The following is a 16,714-nucleotide window of genomic DNA, read 5'->3' as shown; positions in this document are numbered from 1 at the left end:
CGTCCCCCCGTGCGCGAAGCGAGCTACCCATTCATCAGACCGGCTTCACGTCACTCGGGCATTGCCATCGAGTGCTCGGTGGGGCCGAGCGGAGCCGCATTGTCCGGCACGAAAGACCCCTTCGACGTCCACCAATTCATGCTGAGGTGAATGTGGTGGTGGTGGTACGGCCACCCGGAGCCATATGCCATTTTGCTCTCGAATCCGGCCAGCTCGTTCGATGTAATCCGCTGCGGATGTCCCTTGGGAAGCGCGGCAAGAGCCTTCGCTGCATCGGCGATGAGCGGAGCGAGCACCGTGTCGGTGCCGACGACGCGCGTTCTTGGCGAAGCGAAAAGCTTGGCCATGAAAAACGCTTGTCGAGGGAAATCCACGAAGTTGGTTTTCGTCGCACCCTTCGTGCAATAGCCATCGCCATGCGTGGCGCCGTCGCCGCAGACGATTTCCCCATCATTCGCGCCGTCCGTTTGGAAGTACGCAATGTCGATGTTTCCACCCTGGTCATGCGTGCTTTGCGGATGTCGAGGGCTCCCGACGTCGTAACCAGGCGTAATGCCGTCTTTCTGGCACACATCGAGGAGCGAAAGAGCCGTCGTATTGGGGAATGCCTTGATCGTTTCGGCCAAAGCGTGCCGGACGAGCATGATGAGCTCGCGCCGAGCAAATCGATAATTCGCGGCGCTCTCCCATTCGTAACCAGCCCCGACGGTCGAATCATTCGGGTCGGGAAACGGGAATGGCAAGAGGCCGCTGCCATTGGCACCTTGTCCTATGCAGTCGGCCAAGGAAAAACCGGCCCCCGTGCAGCTCGAACCATCGACGTAAGGGAAATGGTCTACGTGCAAGCTGTAGTCGTTCTCCACGCCCTTCTTACCGACGACGCGAACGTGGTATACCGCATCGCCTCGTTCGGAATACAGACCGTAGAACTCCGAATCGGTCTCGAAACCGCTCCAAGACGACGGATATTGCTTGCCATAACGGCCTCCCACGAGCCGACCGGCTTCGTCGTACACGACGAGGTCCAAATCGCCGGCATCATGATTCATTTCGATGCCCACGCGCACGATGGTGCTCGCCGGGACGGCCACGCGAAACCAATCCTCGTCTCCGCTGCAAATGGAAAGTCCCGTCGTAACGCCAAGCGGCGCATTGATGGCTTTGCCGCGCTTGTCGTTCGGCTCGTAAGTATCGGTCCCCTTACCGCATGCCACGCCGCTCATGAGCGTCGCGTCGGCACTGCTTTCGACATTCGCCGCATCGGCTTCGGTATCCGCAGCATCGGTTTCGGCATCGGTCGTGCCTTCATCCGCAGCCGGATTGTCGCAACCATCGACGCAGCTCTCACCCGCGACCTTTGCATCGGTCGTTTGAGTGGTTTCTTCGCCCTGGCAACCAGCCGCCAAAACGAATACCCCAAGAACACCCATGTACAAGGAACCACGCAATGCGTTCATTTCGCTCTTTCGTTGGTTGGAGCATCAACGTAATCCCCCCGAACGAATGCGACCGTGATTCAACGAAGCGACCTGAGCAAGCCGCAACATACGCTGCTCGAAAAATTCATTCGCTCGATTTCGTATTTTTCAACTGATGCTTCTACATGGCCCCGAATCAATGGATACGTCGACCTCTATTCGCAGAGAATGTGTAATCGCGATCGATTGCCCACCGTTCAACGACGCGCATCACGGACGCGAAGGCGCCTCCGCTCGACCCTCGTGGCCGATATTGCGATTCTTGTCGATGATTCCATAAATGATCACAATGTTCGCCAAAAGTCGCAGCATATAGACGTAAGGGTACGCATCTTCCTGAACCCGCATGAAACCGAGCAAACAGCGGCTCACCGCCATGAGCGCAAAAGAAACTGCGAAGATCGCGAATAGCCTATCCCCCGTTTTGCGCCAAAAGCGCAGAAAACAGAGCGCGACGACAGCGAACCCGAAAAAGAGCACACCGCTCGTGAACTCATACATACTCGCCTCCCCAAACCCCATTCACACTACTCGCGAATATCGTATACGAGCCCAAAGACCAGTAGCGACATACCCACGACCGCCGGAATCTGCCTGAACATGGAGAGATCCGCCATGGGAATGACAACCATATCCACGAAAAGCAGCGCATTGTTGAGCGCCAGCCCCGCGAAACAAAGACCACTCCAAAGCAGCAAACGCACTCGCCGCGCCATGTACGCTCGAAAAAGCAATACCATGGTCAACAAGCTCGTCAGCGCGCAGAGGAGATAAACGACCGGAGCGATCATGATCACCCTCTCCCCTTTTTGATCCGAAATGCCTCCGAAAACGCTCGAATCTCACTCTCGGGACGCCCATACAACAGATCAATCACGAAAAGCCGACGTTCTTTGTAAAGCTTCGCCACTCCATCAATCAACGAACGCATCTGCTCGTCGAGCGGCTCGTATCGGTACGCTTTCTCCTGCGCGGTGCCGACCAAAACGAAAATCTGCATCGACGTCAGTTTGTCGAGACGCATCTGAATCGAACGAAGACTCGACCCAAGCTCCCGACAAACCTCGTCGGCTCGCCAAGGACGCGGCGCGGTCGAACGAAGGAGCAACATGACCTCGAGCTCCTCGAGCGCAGACACGTTCCCCTCGATGAACCGAACGATCCGCTCGTCCGGGTTCTCCCGAGAATCCGTCCACGGCCGCCCGCGTCCCGAAGCATCTCCTCCATCGTCTCGTCCCGCCATCTCACCCGCTTTCCATGCCTATTCGCCCCTAAGCACTGTCCCTCGATGCCACCCACTCGTCCGCCTGATTCCCCCGTGGCCAAGACAAACCCACGAGAGACGCAACCGCCTGCACGAGCTCAGCCGGATCGACCGGCTTCGACACGTGCTTCTGAAACCCCGCAGCAAGCGCGCGCTCTTGATCCTCCGGACGCGCATGAGCCGTGAGCGCGAGCGCTGGTACGGCCCCCCCACGCTCCGGCCCACGACGCCGAATGTGATCCATGAAGTCGTATCCATCCTCCCCAGGCATCGCAATGTCACTCACGAGCACATGCGGACGCACGGCGTCGAACGCAGCGATCGCATCACGCACGTTCGACGCAGTGCGCACGTCCACCCGATGCGAAGCGAGGACCTGCCGCAGAATTTCGAGCGTGTCCTCGTTGTCGTCCACGACGAGCACGCGCAGCCCTGCGAGCGTCGGTGGCGGCGCGATGAGGCAACTCACGGGCGGAGGCGTTGGGCCGTCACCCTCGCGCACGACGCGGGGCAATCGCACGACGAACGTAGCGCCCTGGTTCACGCCAGCGCTGTGAGCCGTCACCGTGCCGCCGTGCGAAATGACGATGTGCCGCACGACCGCAAGGCCGATCCCGAGCCCCCCGTGCGCCCTGCGACTCGAACTGTCACCCTGGCGAAATCGATCGAATACGAACGGCAAGAATTCTGGGCGGATCCCCTCGCCGTTGTCGCTCACCGAAAGCTCGACGTCGTCCTCCACGCGGCGCACGCGCACCTCGACACGCCCGCCAACAGGCGTGAACTTCAGCGAGTTCGCGATGAGGTTTGTCGTGACCTGACGTAGCCTCTCGGGATCGCCGTCCACGAAGTCCCGGCGATCGCCGAGCGACAGCGTCACCGTGATGTTCTTCGCCTGCGCCACGGGGCGAAGCGTCTCCATCGCAGTCTCGACGAGCGACGAGAGCCCCACGAGCGTCGTGTCGAGCATCAGTTTGCCCGTCACGATGCGCGAGACGTCCAGCAGATCCTCGATGAGCTTGGCCTGCGCGCCCGCGTTGCGTTCGATCACCTCGAGCCCCCGCGCGATCTTCGCCGCATCGGGTTTCGTGTCGAGCAGAATCCGCGTCCACCCGACGATCGCCGTGAGCGGCGTGCGAAGCTCGTGCGACAGCGTCGCGAGAAACTCGTCTTTGAGCCTGCTCACCTCACGTTCTTCCGCGTTCGAAAGATTCTGGAGCGCCACGGACGCGAGCTGCGAGGCGAGCAAAAGAAGCGATTCGTCATCCTCGCTGAACGTCCGATCCAGCGCCCCCACGACCTCGATCCAACCAACGCACTGCCCCTCGAGGCCCATGAGCGGTGCGGCCATGAGCGGACCTCGAGGCAACCCGGGTCGTGGTGGCAGTTTGTCTCGGTCCGATGGCGACAACATGATCACCCGCGACTCGGATGCGACCCGCTGATGCACCCAATCGGATCGCAAGTCTCGAGCGCGATGGACGGCCATGTCGAAGGCTTCGCGCGGCGAAAAGGCAAGCGCAGATTTGGAGCCGTTCACGCACCCAACGAACGCGGCGCTCGCACCGACCGCCACGCGTACACCCCGCGCAACTTCCTCCAGCATCACGTCGATCGATCGCGCCGCGTTGATCAGGAGCGATGCACGCGACAGCGCCGACAGTTGCGAGGCGCGCTCGGCGATCGACTGCGCCGCGAGCCGGGCCTCTTCCGTTTTACGGTGCAGAGCGACAAACACGGATACCTTTGCTCTCAAAATATCTGGATGGACTGGCGTGAGGATGTAGTCAACAGCTCCGAGCGCGTACCCCTGCGCGGCCTGAAAAGAGTCGCCAAATGCCGTCAGAAAAATGATCGGCGTTTGTCGCGAGCGCTTGCGTTGCCGGATGAGTCGCGCCGTCTCGAACCCATCCATGATGGGCATGTCGACGTCGAGCAGGATGACCGCAAAGTCCTCCTGCAGGAGGCACCGCAGCGCCTCCCGCCCACTCTGCGCAACCACCACGCGTTCGTTCAAATCCGCGAGCATCGTCTCGACAGCCAGCAGCCGATCGTGACAGTCGTCCACCACCAGGATCCCGACCTTGTTTCGTTCGTCGCGCACTTCGCCCATTTGCCACCCCTCACTCGCGAGGTTGTTCCCGACGCACCCTCGCCGTCATCGGTGCAGCCAAAATCTGAGCCGCGCGAAGAGCTGCTCAGGATCGACAGGCTTGGCAACGTAGTCGGTCGCGCCTGCCTCGAAACACTTCTCCCGATCGCCCTTCATCGCCTTCGCGGTCACCGCGATGATCGGGAGCGAGCGCCATGCTTCCCGCGAACGAATGGCCCGGATCGTGTCGTAACCATCCATCTCCGGCATCATGATGTCCATCAACACGACGTCGATCCCCTCGTGCTGCTCGAGCACCGTGATCGCTGCGCGCCCTGTCTCCGCCGCACGCGTGTTCATCCCCTGCTCCTCGAGGATCGTCGTCATCGCGAAGATGTTGCGGATGTCGTCGTCGACGATCAGCACCTGTTTGCCCGCGAGCACCTCGGGCGACGCGTGGATCTTCTCGAGCCAAGCGCGCCGCTGCGGTGGCAAATCATCGACACGCAGGTGCAAGAAGAGCGCAACTTCGTCGACCAATCGCTCCTCGGAACGACTCTGCTTCAGCACCGCCGTATGCAGCAGTTTGTCGATGCGCTCTTGCTCCGCAGGCGGCGCACCATGCGGCACGTGCAGGATGATCGGCACACCCATGTCGTTCGCAAGACCTGCTCGCGTCACGAGATCCAGACCATTGCCATCCGGAAGGTCGAGCCCCGTGACCACGACATCCGGACGCGCCTGTGCGATCGCGTCGACGGCTTCCTGAAACGTGGTCGCGACGCGGATGTCCACCGACTCGTGCGAGAGAAGCTTGCTCTTGTGCTCGATTTCGAGCGGGTTCGGCTCCACCAGCAAAATCGATCGCTGCTTGGCATCGATGAACGCACGCAGCTTGTCGATCGCGGAAGCGAGCTCCTCACGCGTCCGAATCGGCTTCGAGACCACGTCGATCGCCCCCTTTCGAAGCGCACGCTCCCGCTGTTCTTCGTCCGTGGTGATCACTTGCACCGGCACGTGTCGCAATCCCAGATCGTGCTTCAGCCGATCGAGTACGCGCAGCCCATCCATGTCCGGCAAGCGCAGATCGAGCGTCATCGCAGCCGGCTTGCGCTCTCTCGCGCGCGACAAAGCCTCGGCTCCTCGGTGCGCCACGATCGGCTTGAACCCTCGCTCCCGCGCCACATCCATGACGAGCCGCGCGAACGCGATGTCGTTTTCGATCACGAGCAGCGCGCGATCTCCAGGCCCGATCTCCGTCTGTTCGTCGTCGATGCTCCGATGCACCACCGGCGGCGTGTCATGCGATATGACCTCCAACAATGGGCTCGGCGGTAGCGCTACCGCTTCCATCGTCTGTGATCGCGTGCGCTGGGTACGCGGCGGAGCCATGTACACGTGCGGAATGTAGAGCGTGAACGTGCTGCCTCGTCCGGGAACGCTCGACAAACGCAGCTCCCCGCCCAGCAAGTTCGCGATGCCGCGGCTGATCGCGAGGCCCAGACCCGTTCCGCCGTACTTGCGGCTCGTGGATCCATCCGCCTGCTGAAACGCTTCAAAAATGATCTGCTGTTTGTCCGAGGAGATGCCGATACCCGTATCGTGCACGCTGAACGCAATCGCTGCTCCCGCGCGATTCAACGTTTCGTGCTCGCGGCTGTACCCCTCGGAGACCGTGCATACTTCGAGCCTGACTTTGCCGCGTTCCGTGAACTTGAACGCGTTGGAAAGCAGGTTCTTGAGCACCTGTTGCAATCGCTTCGCATCCGTATGAATCGACCGCGGCAAGTTTGTCCCGAAATCCAGCTCGAACTCCACCTTCTTCGCCTCGGCCACGTGCCGGAACGTCCTTTCGACGTAATTGCCGAGATCGCGGAACCACACCTCGCCCACGTCCACCACGACCGTACCGCTCTCTATCTTCGACAAATCCAAGATGTCGTTGATGAGCGCGAGCAAATCATTGCCCGACGAATGAATCGTCTTCGCAAAGTCGATCTGCTTGGCCATCAAATTGCCTTCGGTGTTCTTCGAAAGCTGCTCGGACAGGATCAGCAGGCTGTTCAGCGGCGTCCGAAGCTCGTGCGACATGTTCGCGAGGAATTCGGACTTGTACTTCGACGTCAATGCGAGCTGCTTTGCCTTCTCCTCGAGCGCCTGCCGAGCATGTTCCACTTCGCTGTTCTTCTGCTCGACTTCCACGTTTTGCTGCGCCAAAAGCCGCGCTTTTTCGCCAAGCTCCGCATTGGTTTGTCGCAGCTCCTCTTGCTGACTCTGCAGCTCACGCGCGAGCGATTGCGATTGCTTCAGCAAGTCCTCCGTGCGCATGTTCGCCTCGATCGTGTTGAGCACGATGCCAATCGATTCGGTGAGCTGATCGAGGAATGCAAGGTGCGTCGGGCTGAACCGCTCGAAAGAAGCAAGCTCCAGAATCGCTTTGACCTGGCCTTCGAAGAGCACCGGCAATACGACGATGTTCACCGGCACCGCTTCGCCAAGGCCGCTCGTGATCGTGATGTAATCGGGCGGCGCATTGACGAGCATGATGCGCTCCTTTTCCAGCGCGCATTGACCCACGAGCCCCTCGCCCAGCCTGAATTTGTTGTCGGAATGTTTGCGTTGCTTGTACGCGTAGCTCGCCAAAAGCTTCAGCGTCGGTTCTTCCTTTGAAACATCCATCGTGTAAAACACGCCTTGCTGCGCGGAAACGACCGGCGCGAGCTCCGACAGAATGAGCCTGCCGACGGCGAGCAAATCCTTTTGCCCCTGGAGCATGCGTGAAAACTTGGCCAGGTTCGTCTTGAGCCAATCCTGTTCGCTATTTTTCAGCGTCGTGTCGCGCAAGTTTCGGATCATTTCATTGGTCGTGTCCTTCAGCGCCGCGAGCTCGCCTTGCGCCTCGACCTTGATGCTGCGGGTCAAATCGCCCTTCGTGACGGCGGTGGCGACTTCTGCAATGGCACGCACTTGCGTCGTCAAATTCGCCGCGAGCTGATTGACGTTGACCGTCAAGTCCTTCCACGTACCCGAGGCTCCCGGCACGCTCGCTTGACCGCCCAGTTTTCCTTCGACACCGACTTCACGCGCAACCGTCGTCACCTGATCGGCGAATGTCGCGAGCGTATCGATCATGCCGTTGATGGTATCGGCGAGCGCCGCGATTTCGCCTTTCGCATCGACGGATAGTTTTCGCTTCAAATCGCCATTGGCAACAGCCGTCACGACCTTGGCAATACCACGCACCTGGTTCGTCAAGTTGCCGGCCATTGAATTGACGTTATCGGTCAGGTCTTTCCACGTACCGGCCACGCCTTTCACTTCGGCTTGGCCGCCCAATTTGCCTTCCGTACCGACTTCGCGCGCAACGCGCGTCACTTCGGATGCGAACGAATTGAGCTGATCTACCATTGTATTGATCGTGTTTTTCAGCTCCAGGATTTCGCCGCGCACGTCGACCGTGATTTTCTTCGATAAATCGCCATTCGCGACGGCTGTCGTGACGGCCGCGATGTTGCGCACTTGGCTCGTCAAGTTGCCGGCCATGAAATTCACGGAATCGGTCAGGTCTTTCCACGTACCGGCCACGCCTTTCACGTCTGCCTGACCGCCCAATTTGCCTTCCGTACCGACTTCGCGCGCCACGCGCGTCACTTCGGACGCGAATGAATTGAGCTGATCGACCATCGTATTGATCGTGTTTTTCAGCTCCAAGATTTCACCACGCACGTCGACCGTGATTTTTTTCGACAAATCGCCATTGGCAACGGCTGTCGTCACGGCCGCGATGTTGCGCACTTGGCTCGTCAGGTTGCCGGCCATGAAATTCACGGAATCGGTCAAGTCTTTCCACGTACCGGCCACGCCTTTCACGTCTGCCTGACCGCCCAATTTGCCTTCCGTGCCGACTTCGCGCGCCACGCGCGTCACCTCGGACGCGAACGAACGTAGCTGATCCACCATAGTATTGATCGTGTTCTTCAGCTCCAGGATTTCACCGCGCACGTCGACCGTGATTTTCTTCGACAAATCGCCATTGGCGACCGCCGTCGTAACCGCTGCGATGTTACGCACTTGCGCCGTCAAGTTACCGGCCATTGAATTGACCGAATCCGTCAGGTCCTTCCACGTACCGGCCACGCCTTTCACGTCGGCTTGTCCGCCCAATTTGCCTTCCGTACCGACTTCGCGCGCAACGCGCGTCACTTCGGATGCGAAACCCGATAGCTGATCGACCATCGTATTGATCGTGTTTTTCAGCTCCAGAATCTCGCCCTTCACGTCGACCGTGATTTTCTTCGACAAATCGCCATTCGCGACGGCGGTCGTCACCGCTGCGATGTTACGCACTTGCGCCGTCAAGTTGCCGGCCATTGAATTGACCGAATCCGTCAGGTCCTTCCACGTACCGGCAACACCTTTCACGTCCGCCTGACCGCCCAATTTGCCTTCCGTACCGACTTCGCGCGCCACGCGCGTCACTTCGGATGCGAACGAATTGAGCTGATCGACCATCGTATTGATCGTGTTTTTCAGCTCCAGAATCTCGCCTTTCACGTCGACCGTGATTTTCTTCGACAAATCGCCATTGGCGACCGCCGTCGTCACCGCTGCGATGTTACGAACTTGCGCCGTCAGGTTGCCGGCCATTGAATTGACCGAATCCGTCAGGTCCTTCCACGTACCGGCGACGCCTTTCACTTCGGCCTGCCCACCGAGCTTTCCTTCCGTACCGACTTCGCGCGCGACGCGCGTCACTTCGGCCGCGAAGGAGCTCAATTGATCGACCATCGTATTGGTGACGTTTTTGATTTGTAAGATTTCGCCGCGCGCATCCACGGTGATTTTTTGCGTCAAGTCACCATTTGCAATGGCCGTCGCGACCTTCGACACGTCGCGAAGCTGCACCGTCAAGTTACCGGCCATCGAATTGACCGAATCGGTCAAGTCTTTCCACGTACCAGCGACACCTTTCACGTCCGCCTGACCGCCGAGTTTTCCTTCCGTACCGACTTCGCGCGCAACGCGCGTCACCTCGGCCGCGAAGGAGCTCAACTGATCGACCATCGTATTGATGACGTTTTTGATTTGTAAGATTTCGCCGCGCGCATCGACGGTGATTTTTTGCGTCAAGTCACCGTTTGCAATGGCCGTCGCGACCTTCGACACGTCGCGAAGCTGCACCGTCAAGTTACCGGCCATCGAATTGACGTTGTCGGTCAAGTCTTTCCACGTACCGGCCACGCCTTTCACTTCGGCCTGACCACCGAGTTTACCTTCCGTACCGACTTCGCGCGCAACGCGCGTCACTTCCGACGCAAACGAATTGAGCTGATCGACCATCGTATTGATGGTGTTCTTCAGCTCCAGAATTTCGCCTTTCACGTCGACCGTGATTTTCTTCGATAAATCGCCATTCGCAACGGCCGTCGTCACGGCCGCGATGTTACGCACCTGGCTCGTCAGGTTACCCGCCATTGAATTGACGGAATCGGTCAAGTCTTTCCACGTGCCGGCGACGCCTTTCACGTCCGCCTGCCCGCCGAGTTTTCCTTCCGTACCGACTTCGCGCGCAACGCGCGTCACTTCCGACGCAAAGGAGCGGAGCTGATCGACCATCGTATTGATGGTATCTTTGAGCTCCAAGATTTCACCGCGCACGTCGACTGTAATTTTCTTCGACAAATCGCCATTCGCAACGGCCGTCGTAACCGCTGCAATGTTACGCACTTGCGCCGTCAAATTGCCGGCCATGAAGTTGACGGAATCCGTCAAATCCTTCCACGTACCGGCCACGCCTTTCACGTCCGCCTGCCCGCCGAGTTTTCCTTCCGTACCGACTTCGCGCGCGACACGCGTCACTTCGGATGCGAATGAACCAAGCTGATCGACCATCGTATTGACGGTCTTCGCGGTCCTCAAAAATTCCCCTTCGAGCGGCCGGCCATCCACTTCGAGCGCCATGGCTTGAGACAAGTCACCCTTGGCAACGGCGCCGATCACGCGCGCCATTTCACTCGTCGGGTGCACCAAATCGCTGATCAATGCATTGACGCTCGCAACCTTTTGCCCCCACGCACCGCCAAGTCCCACGGCCGAAGCGCGCTCCGCAATACGCCCCTCTTTGCCGACGACGCGGCTCATGCGCTCCAGCTCGCTCGCTTCACGCCCATTGAGCTCGACCACGTCGTTGAACGTATCTGCAATTTTCCCGTCGAGCCCCTCCCAATCCAAGGGCAATCGCACCGAGAAATCGCCTTTCTTGAGCGCCGTCAGTGCCTCGAGCAAAAGCCGTCTATCGAGTGACCCGAGGCCAACCTGCGCAGAATTGCCGCGCGTCGCCTTCTTCCTCGGCGACACTTCCTTGCGAGATCCAACGGTTCGCCCGCTTTCAGCTTTCTTGTTCTTCTGACGTGCACCAAGCGAACGGGAATGCCCGTCCGTAATCCGCTTCGGCATAAGGTCCCCCTGGGCGCATCGCCGCCCATGACGGCCTCATCCTACCAATAAAAAGTGACGCGATGTAAACCAGGTAATTACCGTCTACACGTGTCAGGAAATGCCTGATACCGTTGGTGGTCAAACCAATCGGACGAACACGTCGAAGATTTCATTCGACAGTTTTTTGACGCTCGACGTGGGCAAACTTTCTAATGAAGCTTCTGAGGCACGATGGCTTGGTGCATCCAATGCTCGTCCGTTTGCACGTGGTCCTTGCGCACCCATTTCGCCACCTTATGGCTGAACGCGTCTTCAGGAAATTGGCTGGCGACCCGTGTCACCACGCCTTCGCGCGGACCACCGAATACCGATGACCCGCGCGAAAGCTGCTCGACGAGCGTTCGCAATTCGTCCACGGACCCGACGACACCTCGAAACAAAACCGGCACCGTGGGCAGTCCCAAGTCCGCGGCTTGCGCCACGACCATGTCCCAATCCCAGAAAAGCCCCGATTCGTCGTCACGCACACCGAAAACCAGCGAATAATTGGGCAGTGCGTCATACGTAATGGAATGCACCGCATAACAATACTCGCAAAAGATCGATATCCCCTCGGAAATCATATGCGCGATGCGTCCGTGCGTCGCTTTGGCCAAGTCGAAGCTCGGATGCGGTGGCGGGCCCGAATGCGAGCGCGAAAAAACATTCTTCCGCGTGTACGTCAAATTCGATCCGTCACATTTCTCGGTCACGACGATCTCGACGCCCACCAGCGCCGACACGTCCGCGAGACGCTTGTCGTCCGACGTCCCTCCAGGAGACCACGGAAAATGAAAGGTTCTCGGATACTTTGCTGACACGGTGTCGCGCACACTAGCACATTCACGGTCATTCGTGCATACTTCCGTTCCCCCATCTTCCGCGAGCTCGCCATGTCACTCGATTTGCTCGTAAAGCCGCCTCTACCGCCTGCGTTTCACGTTCCCTGGGACGAGCTGCAAACGTTCGATTGGGTCCGCGCGCTCGAGCCGTGCCCGCAGGATCCCATTCATCATGCCGAAGGAAACGTGTGGATACACACGCGCATGGTCCTCGAGACGCTCGTTGCAATGCCCGCGTGGCGTGCGCTATCCGAAGCCGATCGAGCTGCCGTATGGCTCGCGTGTTTGATGCACGATGTCGCCAAGCCTTTCACGACGAAGGAGGAGCCGGACGGGCGCATTACGGCCAAGGGGCATTCGCGAGCGGGCGAAATGCTGACGCGGCGGCTTTTGTGGGAGCTTGGTGCGCCATTTTCGCTACGTGAAATGGTTTGCGGTTTGATACGCCATCACCAAATCCCGTTTTACCTCATCGAGCGAGACGACGCGCAGCGCCTGGCCGCCGAGATTTCGCTGGTTTGTCGCGCCGATCTCTTGGCGCTCGTGGCCGAAGCGGACATTCGCGGGCGCGAATGCCAAGACATGCAGCGCATCGTCGACAACATCGAGCTCTTTCGCACGTTTTGCATCGAAGAGGGGTGCTACGACAAACCACGCGTTTTCCCGTCCGATCATACGCGCGTGGTGTATTTCCGTTCGGAGAATCGATCGCCGGACGTTCCGGTGCACGACGACACGCGTGGCGAAATGATCATGATGTGTGGATTGCCGGGTGCTGGGAAAGACACGTGCGTGCGCGACCGATTTTCGGATTTGCCCGTCGTGTCGCTCGATGACTTGCGAGCTTCGATGGACATCGATCCCGACGAGAATCAGGGAGCCATCGTGCAAGCGGGCAAAGAGCGCGTGCGCGAGCATCTTCGGCGCGGAGAACGATTCATCTACAATGCGACGAATCTGAATCGGCAGCGTCGCGGTCCATTGATACAGCTCGCGGCCGATTACGGGGCCCGCATACACATCGTGTACGTCGAAGCGCCGATGGGCACGTTATTGGCGCACAATCGCGCGCGAGCGGCACGCGTGCCCGAAGCGGTCATTCGCCGCATGAGCGAACGATGGGAGGTTCCGAGCTTGATGGAAGCGCATCGCTTGGACGTGGTGTTGCGATAGTGGATGGTCATTTCGGTTGATTGCCTTCTTCGTTCATGCGTCCCGCGAGGAACGCCTCCTCGTCCCATTCTCCCCCCTCGGGCCAAGGCAACATGGCTTCGAGGGGTGCGTCCTTCGGCTCGAATTCCGGTCCATCCCAATTTTCTGCGAGTGGCTCCCCCATCTCGGTGAGGTGAGCAGCCATCGCAGCTTCGCGAATTTCGGGCGTTACCACCGGCGGTTCCCAATCGACCAGCAGACTGCGTAGACGCTCCACGGAGGCCGCGCGCAGGGCCAGATCGACGGGTGGCCGGATTTGCGGATTGTGCGAATAACGCCTACTACTTTTGGCGTACACCAAGTAAACGTCGACGATTTTCAGCAAAAAGGCTTTGGGCGGAATACGACGCAGCCTCGCCCAAAGTCTGGGCGACGTCAGCACCATGAACCAGCCATGTATGGCAGCAACGCACCAAAATTCGTACCACGTCTCAGGCGTGATGGGTGTTGCATCCGGGAGCCATCCGCCCTTCCGAAAGATTTCCGGCAACGGGGGTATTTGGTCACTCAAATGCGCGTATTTGGGAGAATCTGCCATTGGACCATCCTCATAAGCAGGTTGGACCCCACCAAAGGTCCCCCGCTAGCCTGAATGCCCACGCACCTCCGACAATCGTCGACTCTTTCATGCAAGCATAGGAGCACCACGATTTGACGATACGAAAGGGTGGGTTCACCGGGCACCAGGAGCACTTTCCCTCACCGCACGCGGTGACCCTGCAGAGAGAAAAACCGCCGTCGTACGGACAGAATTCGGTTGATTTACAATTGTACGGTGCACGCCCGCATGACCAATCAGGTTTGATTCCCTTGAGCGCATCGGTTGGGTCGATCGACATTTGCATCGCGTCCGCCATCCACGCAAGCGCAGCAGCGTCCAGGTCCTGATCGTCGACGAAGGTACCCCGTGTGGGCGCATCGTCAACCTGCGCCGACTCCCCCGCAGCCTCGGCCGTGTCGCCCATCGCGGCCAGCGCCAAGCTGCAGAACAGCGTCAACACGACCAGTGCAACAAGATGCCTTCGCGTAAACGTTTGCATCATTCCTCGTTCGCCGTGCAAGCTCCGCCGTGCATCCGAGCGTCTCACGAGTTGCCCGGATACACAAGAATTTCGGGATGTTGGGTGCATACGCGGATTTACTCAGCTTCGAAACTGAGAAAATGATCCGTCATGGATTTGTGCTGAGCTGCGATCCACCCGGCACTACGCGCGCTGCTCGAAACCCGCACTTCGTCGATGGAGCCAACGAACGTTCCCGCGCCGCCATCGTAATCGCTGCCGATCCTGAAAACACCGTTCCCATCGGCGATCTCCATATTGTTGATGGGGGTTGATTTCGCAAAGATCCCATCCACGAAGAGGCGCATTTCGAGGCCGGGGCGATCAACGACGAGGGCCACGTAATGCCATGTCCCCGCCGATGCCGGTGTCGTCACCGCGTAATCGCTGGTTCCAGCGCCGCAGAGGGGAAGGACCGGGTCGGTAATGAAATTCCCCAAGTAATGGCCCTTTGCGTTCATACCCAAATACCACCCCACGCATTCGCCCTCCTCGTACACGACGGCCTGCTCCTGTAACTGCGAAGCGTTCATCCACGCTTCGACCGTACGTGCTTGACCCGGGTTGGCAGCCACGTTGTTGTTCGTCCCGATGTGCACGAACCGGACTCCATCGAGGCCAATGGCGTGGTTGATCGGCCCGGCAACGATCGCACCCGCCTGACCATTGAACCAGCCGCCGGTTTTCACGCCGGCACTATCGGGGAATTGCGTCGGCATGCCGTCGCTTGGCGAAAGGTGATACACGCCGATGAAGCCATTCCACACGGCCGCCGCGTCCTCCACGCCCGTCGCCTCCGGATTGCCATAATAAAGCCATATGTGATCGGTATTCGTCGCGTCGATGTTCGGGACCCGCACCCATACGAACGATTCGCTCCCGGGCTTCCAGCGATCAATCTCGTGATGCAGAATCGTTTGCCCATCGTCGTCGACGAAGCGTAGGTCCGCGCCGCTGGGCGATGCTTGCGCGTTTGGCATGCGCATTCCGTCGAGCCGGACCATCACGGGAAAGTCGGCCAGGGCCTCGCCGCCCGCGTTCTGAAACGTGATCCGGATTCGGTGGGCCCACGCTGCGTCCCACCAGTCCACGGGCATCCCTCCACCTGCGCCCCCTTGTTCCATCGTGGGCAACTGGTACGTGCACGCTGAAGCGAGCGTACACGCGCCGCAAGCGCCGAGGAGGACAAGCAAGAATTTGTGGAAAGACATGAAGCGATGATGCCGCACGCCCGCTCCTCGAATCCAGTGTTTTCCCGCGCTCGACGCTCGGGGCGTCAGGCGCGGCGTGGAGAGACGCAGCTTTGCGTGATCATGCGCCAGTGGTGAGCTGCACCCCTTGACAAGCATGGTTCGGGGTTCGGAAATGGATGTTTGTTCGCCCAAGGCACTTTCCGTGATATGTATCTCGTGGGTAGACTCGATGCGTGACAGATCGTTCTTCGTTGCATTCGCCGCATTGGCCATTTCTTTTCATGTCGGTACGCGGGACGCGCGGGCCTGAGGTGTCGCAGCAGCCGTCGGTCCGACGGGCATGACTTCTTGCAATGACGATCTCACAACCGTCGACGTTTTGCCATCCAACGGCGTTTCGCCGAAAAACGAAACGAAGCCGAAGCGAGCGACTGCGAGCAAGCTATATCGCGCGAGTATCGTCATCGGTCACGCCGAATCGACGCTCAGATTCGACGGGAGAACGAACGTCGATATCGATCGCCGCGCTCTTCTGGCTACGATCGAGCGCCGCGTGTCGGAGAAATGGACATTGCAGGCTGCCGCCGGTGGAATCGTCACCGGAATGCTGAAGGTCGGGCAGGATCGTCATGTATTTGGTCCTGGCTGGTCGGCGGGCATTTCGGCATCGTATCGCGCCGTCGCTGGCAGCGGTTGGAAGCCATTTGTCTTGGTGGGCGGAACGCTGGCTTTTGCCGGCGCCAATACGCAAGGCGTAAAGGATGATTCGCCGAACGTTGGTTATCTCGCCGGTGACATACGTCTCAGTATCGTCGCAGGAATCACGTATATGCCAGGAATCAACCCGTATGCGGTCGTTCGTGGATTCGGAGGCCCCATCTGGTGGCAGATCGACGGCAAAGACGTGGTCGGCACCGATAGGTACAAGTTTCAGGTCGGTGTGGGGTTGGCCGTCGCAATCCCCATGGGGTTCGACGCATTCATCGAATACATACCCGCCGGAGAACGGGCCTTGAGCACGGGCCTCGGTTATTCATTCTGAAGGTCGAACCGCGTATCGTGCGATCATCGCCCATCGGAGCTTCGAGCATTGGC

At 59.3% G+C, this 16,714-nt stretch carries 11 protein-coding genes; 2 read left to right on the top strand and 9 right to left on the bottom strand.

Translation table 11 applies throughout. The features are described from left to right. Positions 1-50 precede the first annotated feature (50 nt). The 7 genes from IPM54_33235 to IPM54_33205 all read right to left on the bottom strand — a co-directional run bounded on the left by IPM54_33235 (position 51) and on the right by IPM54_33205 (position 12,132). Positions 51-1,457: a hypothetical protein gene (locus IPM54_33235; GenBank protein MBK9264637.1), complete on the bottom strand. Its 1,407-nt coding sequence runs from the start codon at positions 1,455-1,457 to the stop codon at positions 51-53. A gap of 231 nt (positions 1,458-1,688) precedes the next feature. Continuing rightward, on the bottom strand, positions 1,689-1,979 hold the full coding sequence (locus IPM54_33230; GenBank protein MBK9264636.1) for a hypothetical protein: 291 nt from the start codon (positions 1,977-1,979) through the stop codon (positions 1,689-1,691). A 26-nt stretch (positions 1,980-2,005) separates the two neighbouring features. Beyond that, positions 2,006-2,266: a hypothetical protein gene (locus IPM54_33225; GenBank protein ID MBK9264635.1), complete on the bottom strand. Its 261-nt coding sequence runs from the start codon at positions 2,264-2,266 to the stop codon at positions 2,006-2,008. Between the two features lie 5 nt (positions 2,267-2,271). Continuing rightward, complete coding sequence (locus IPM54_33220; GenBank protein ID MBK9264634.1) at positions 2,272-2,721, bottom strand: hypothetical protein; 450 nt, start codon at positions 2,719-2,721, stop codon at positions 2,272-2,274. 28 nt (positions 2,722-2,749) lie between these two features. Next, positions 2,750-4,855: a response regulator gene (locus tag IPM54_33215; protein ID MBK9264633.1), complete on the bottom strand. Its 2,106-nt coding sequence runs from the start codon at positions 4,853-4,855 to the stop codon at positions 2,750-2,752. Between the two features lie 45 nt (positions 4,856-4,900). Continuing rightward, positions 4,901-11,290: a HAMP domain-containing protein gene (locus tag IPM54_33210; protein MBK9264632.1), complete on the bottom strand. Its 6,390-nt coding sequence runs from the start codon at positions 11,288-11,290 to the stop codon at positions 4,901-4,903. Positions 11,291-11,481: 191 nt separating this feature from the next. Continuing rightward, positions 11,482-12,132, bottom strand: a complete 651-nt coding sequence (locus tag IPM54_33205; protein MBK9264631.1) for an RNA ligase family protein — start codon at positions 12,130-12,132, stop codon at positions 11,482-11,484. 72 nt (positions 12,133-12,204) lie between these two features. On the opposite strand from IPM54_33205, the gene IPM54_33200 reads away from it, so the two are divergent. Then, the gene (locus IPM54_33200) at positions 12,205-13,326 is read left to right on the top strand and encodes an AAA family ATPase (GenBank protein ID MBK9264630.1); all 1,122 of its coding nucleotides are present in this window, start codon (positions 12,205-12,207) and stop codon (positions 13,324-13,326) included. Between the two features lie 7 nt (positions 13,327-13,333). On the opposite strand, the gene IPM54_33195 is transcribed toward IPM54_33200, so the two are convergent. Together IPM54_33195 and IPM54_33190 are read right to left on the bottom strand one after the other, a co-directional pair. Beyond that, complete coding sequence (locus IPM54_33195; protein ID MBK9264629.1) at positions 13,334-13,903, bottom strand: hypothetical protein; 570 nt, start codon at positions 13,901-13,903, stop codon at positions 13,334-13,336. Between the two features lie 600 nt (positions 13,904-14,503). Continuing rightward, positions 14,504-15,637: a DUF2341 domain-containing protein gene (locus IPM54_33190; protein ID MBK9264628.1), complete on the bottom strand. Its 1,134-nt coding sequence runs from the start codon at positions 15,635-15,637 to the stop codon at positions 14,504-14,506. Between the two features lie 322 nt (positions 15,638-15,959). Between IPM54_33190 and IPM54_33185 the strand changes: the two genes are divergently transcribed. Next, on the top strand, positions 15,960-16,661 hold the full coding sequence (locus tag IPM54_33185; GenBank protein MBK9264627.1) for a hypothetical protein: 702 nt from the start codon (positions 15,960-15,962) through the stop codon (positions 16,659-16,661). Positions 16,662-16,714 lie beyond the last annotated feature (53 nt).

Source organism: Polyangiaceae bacterium, assembly GCA_016715885.1.
GTDB lineage: Bacteria > Myxococcota_A > Polyangia > Polyangiales > Polyangiaceae > Polyangium.
This window is presented reverse-complemented; position numbering and strand designations above follow the sequence as displayed.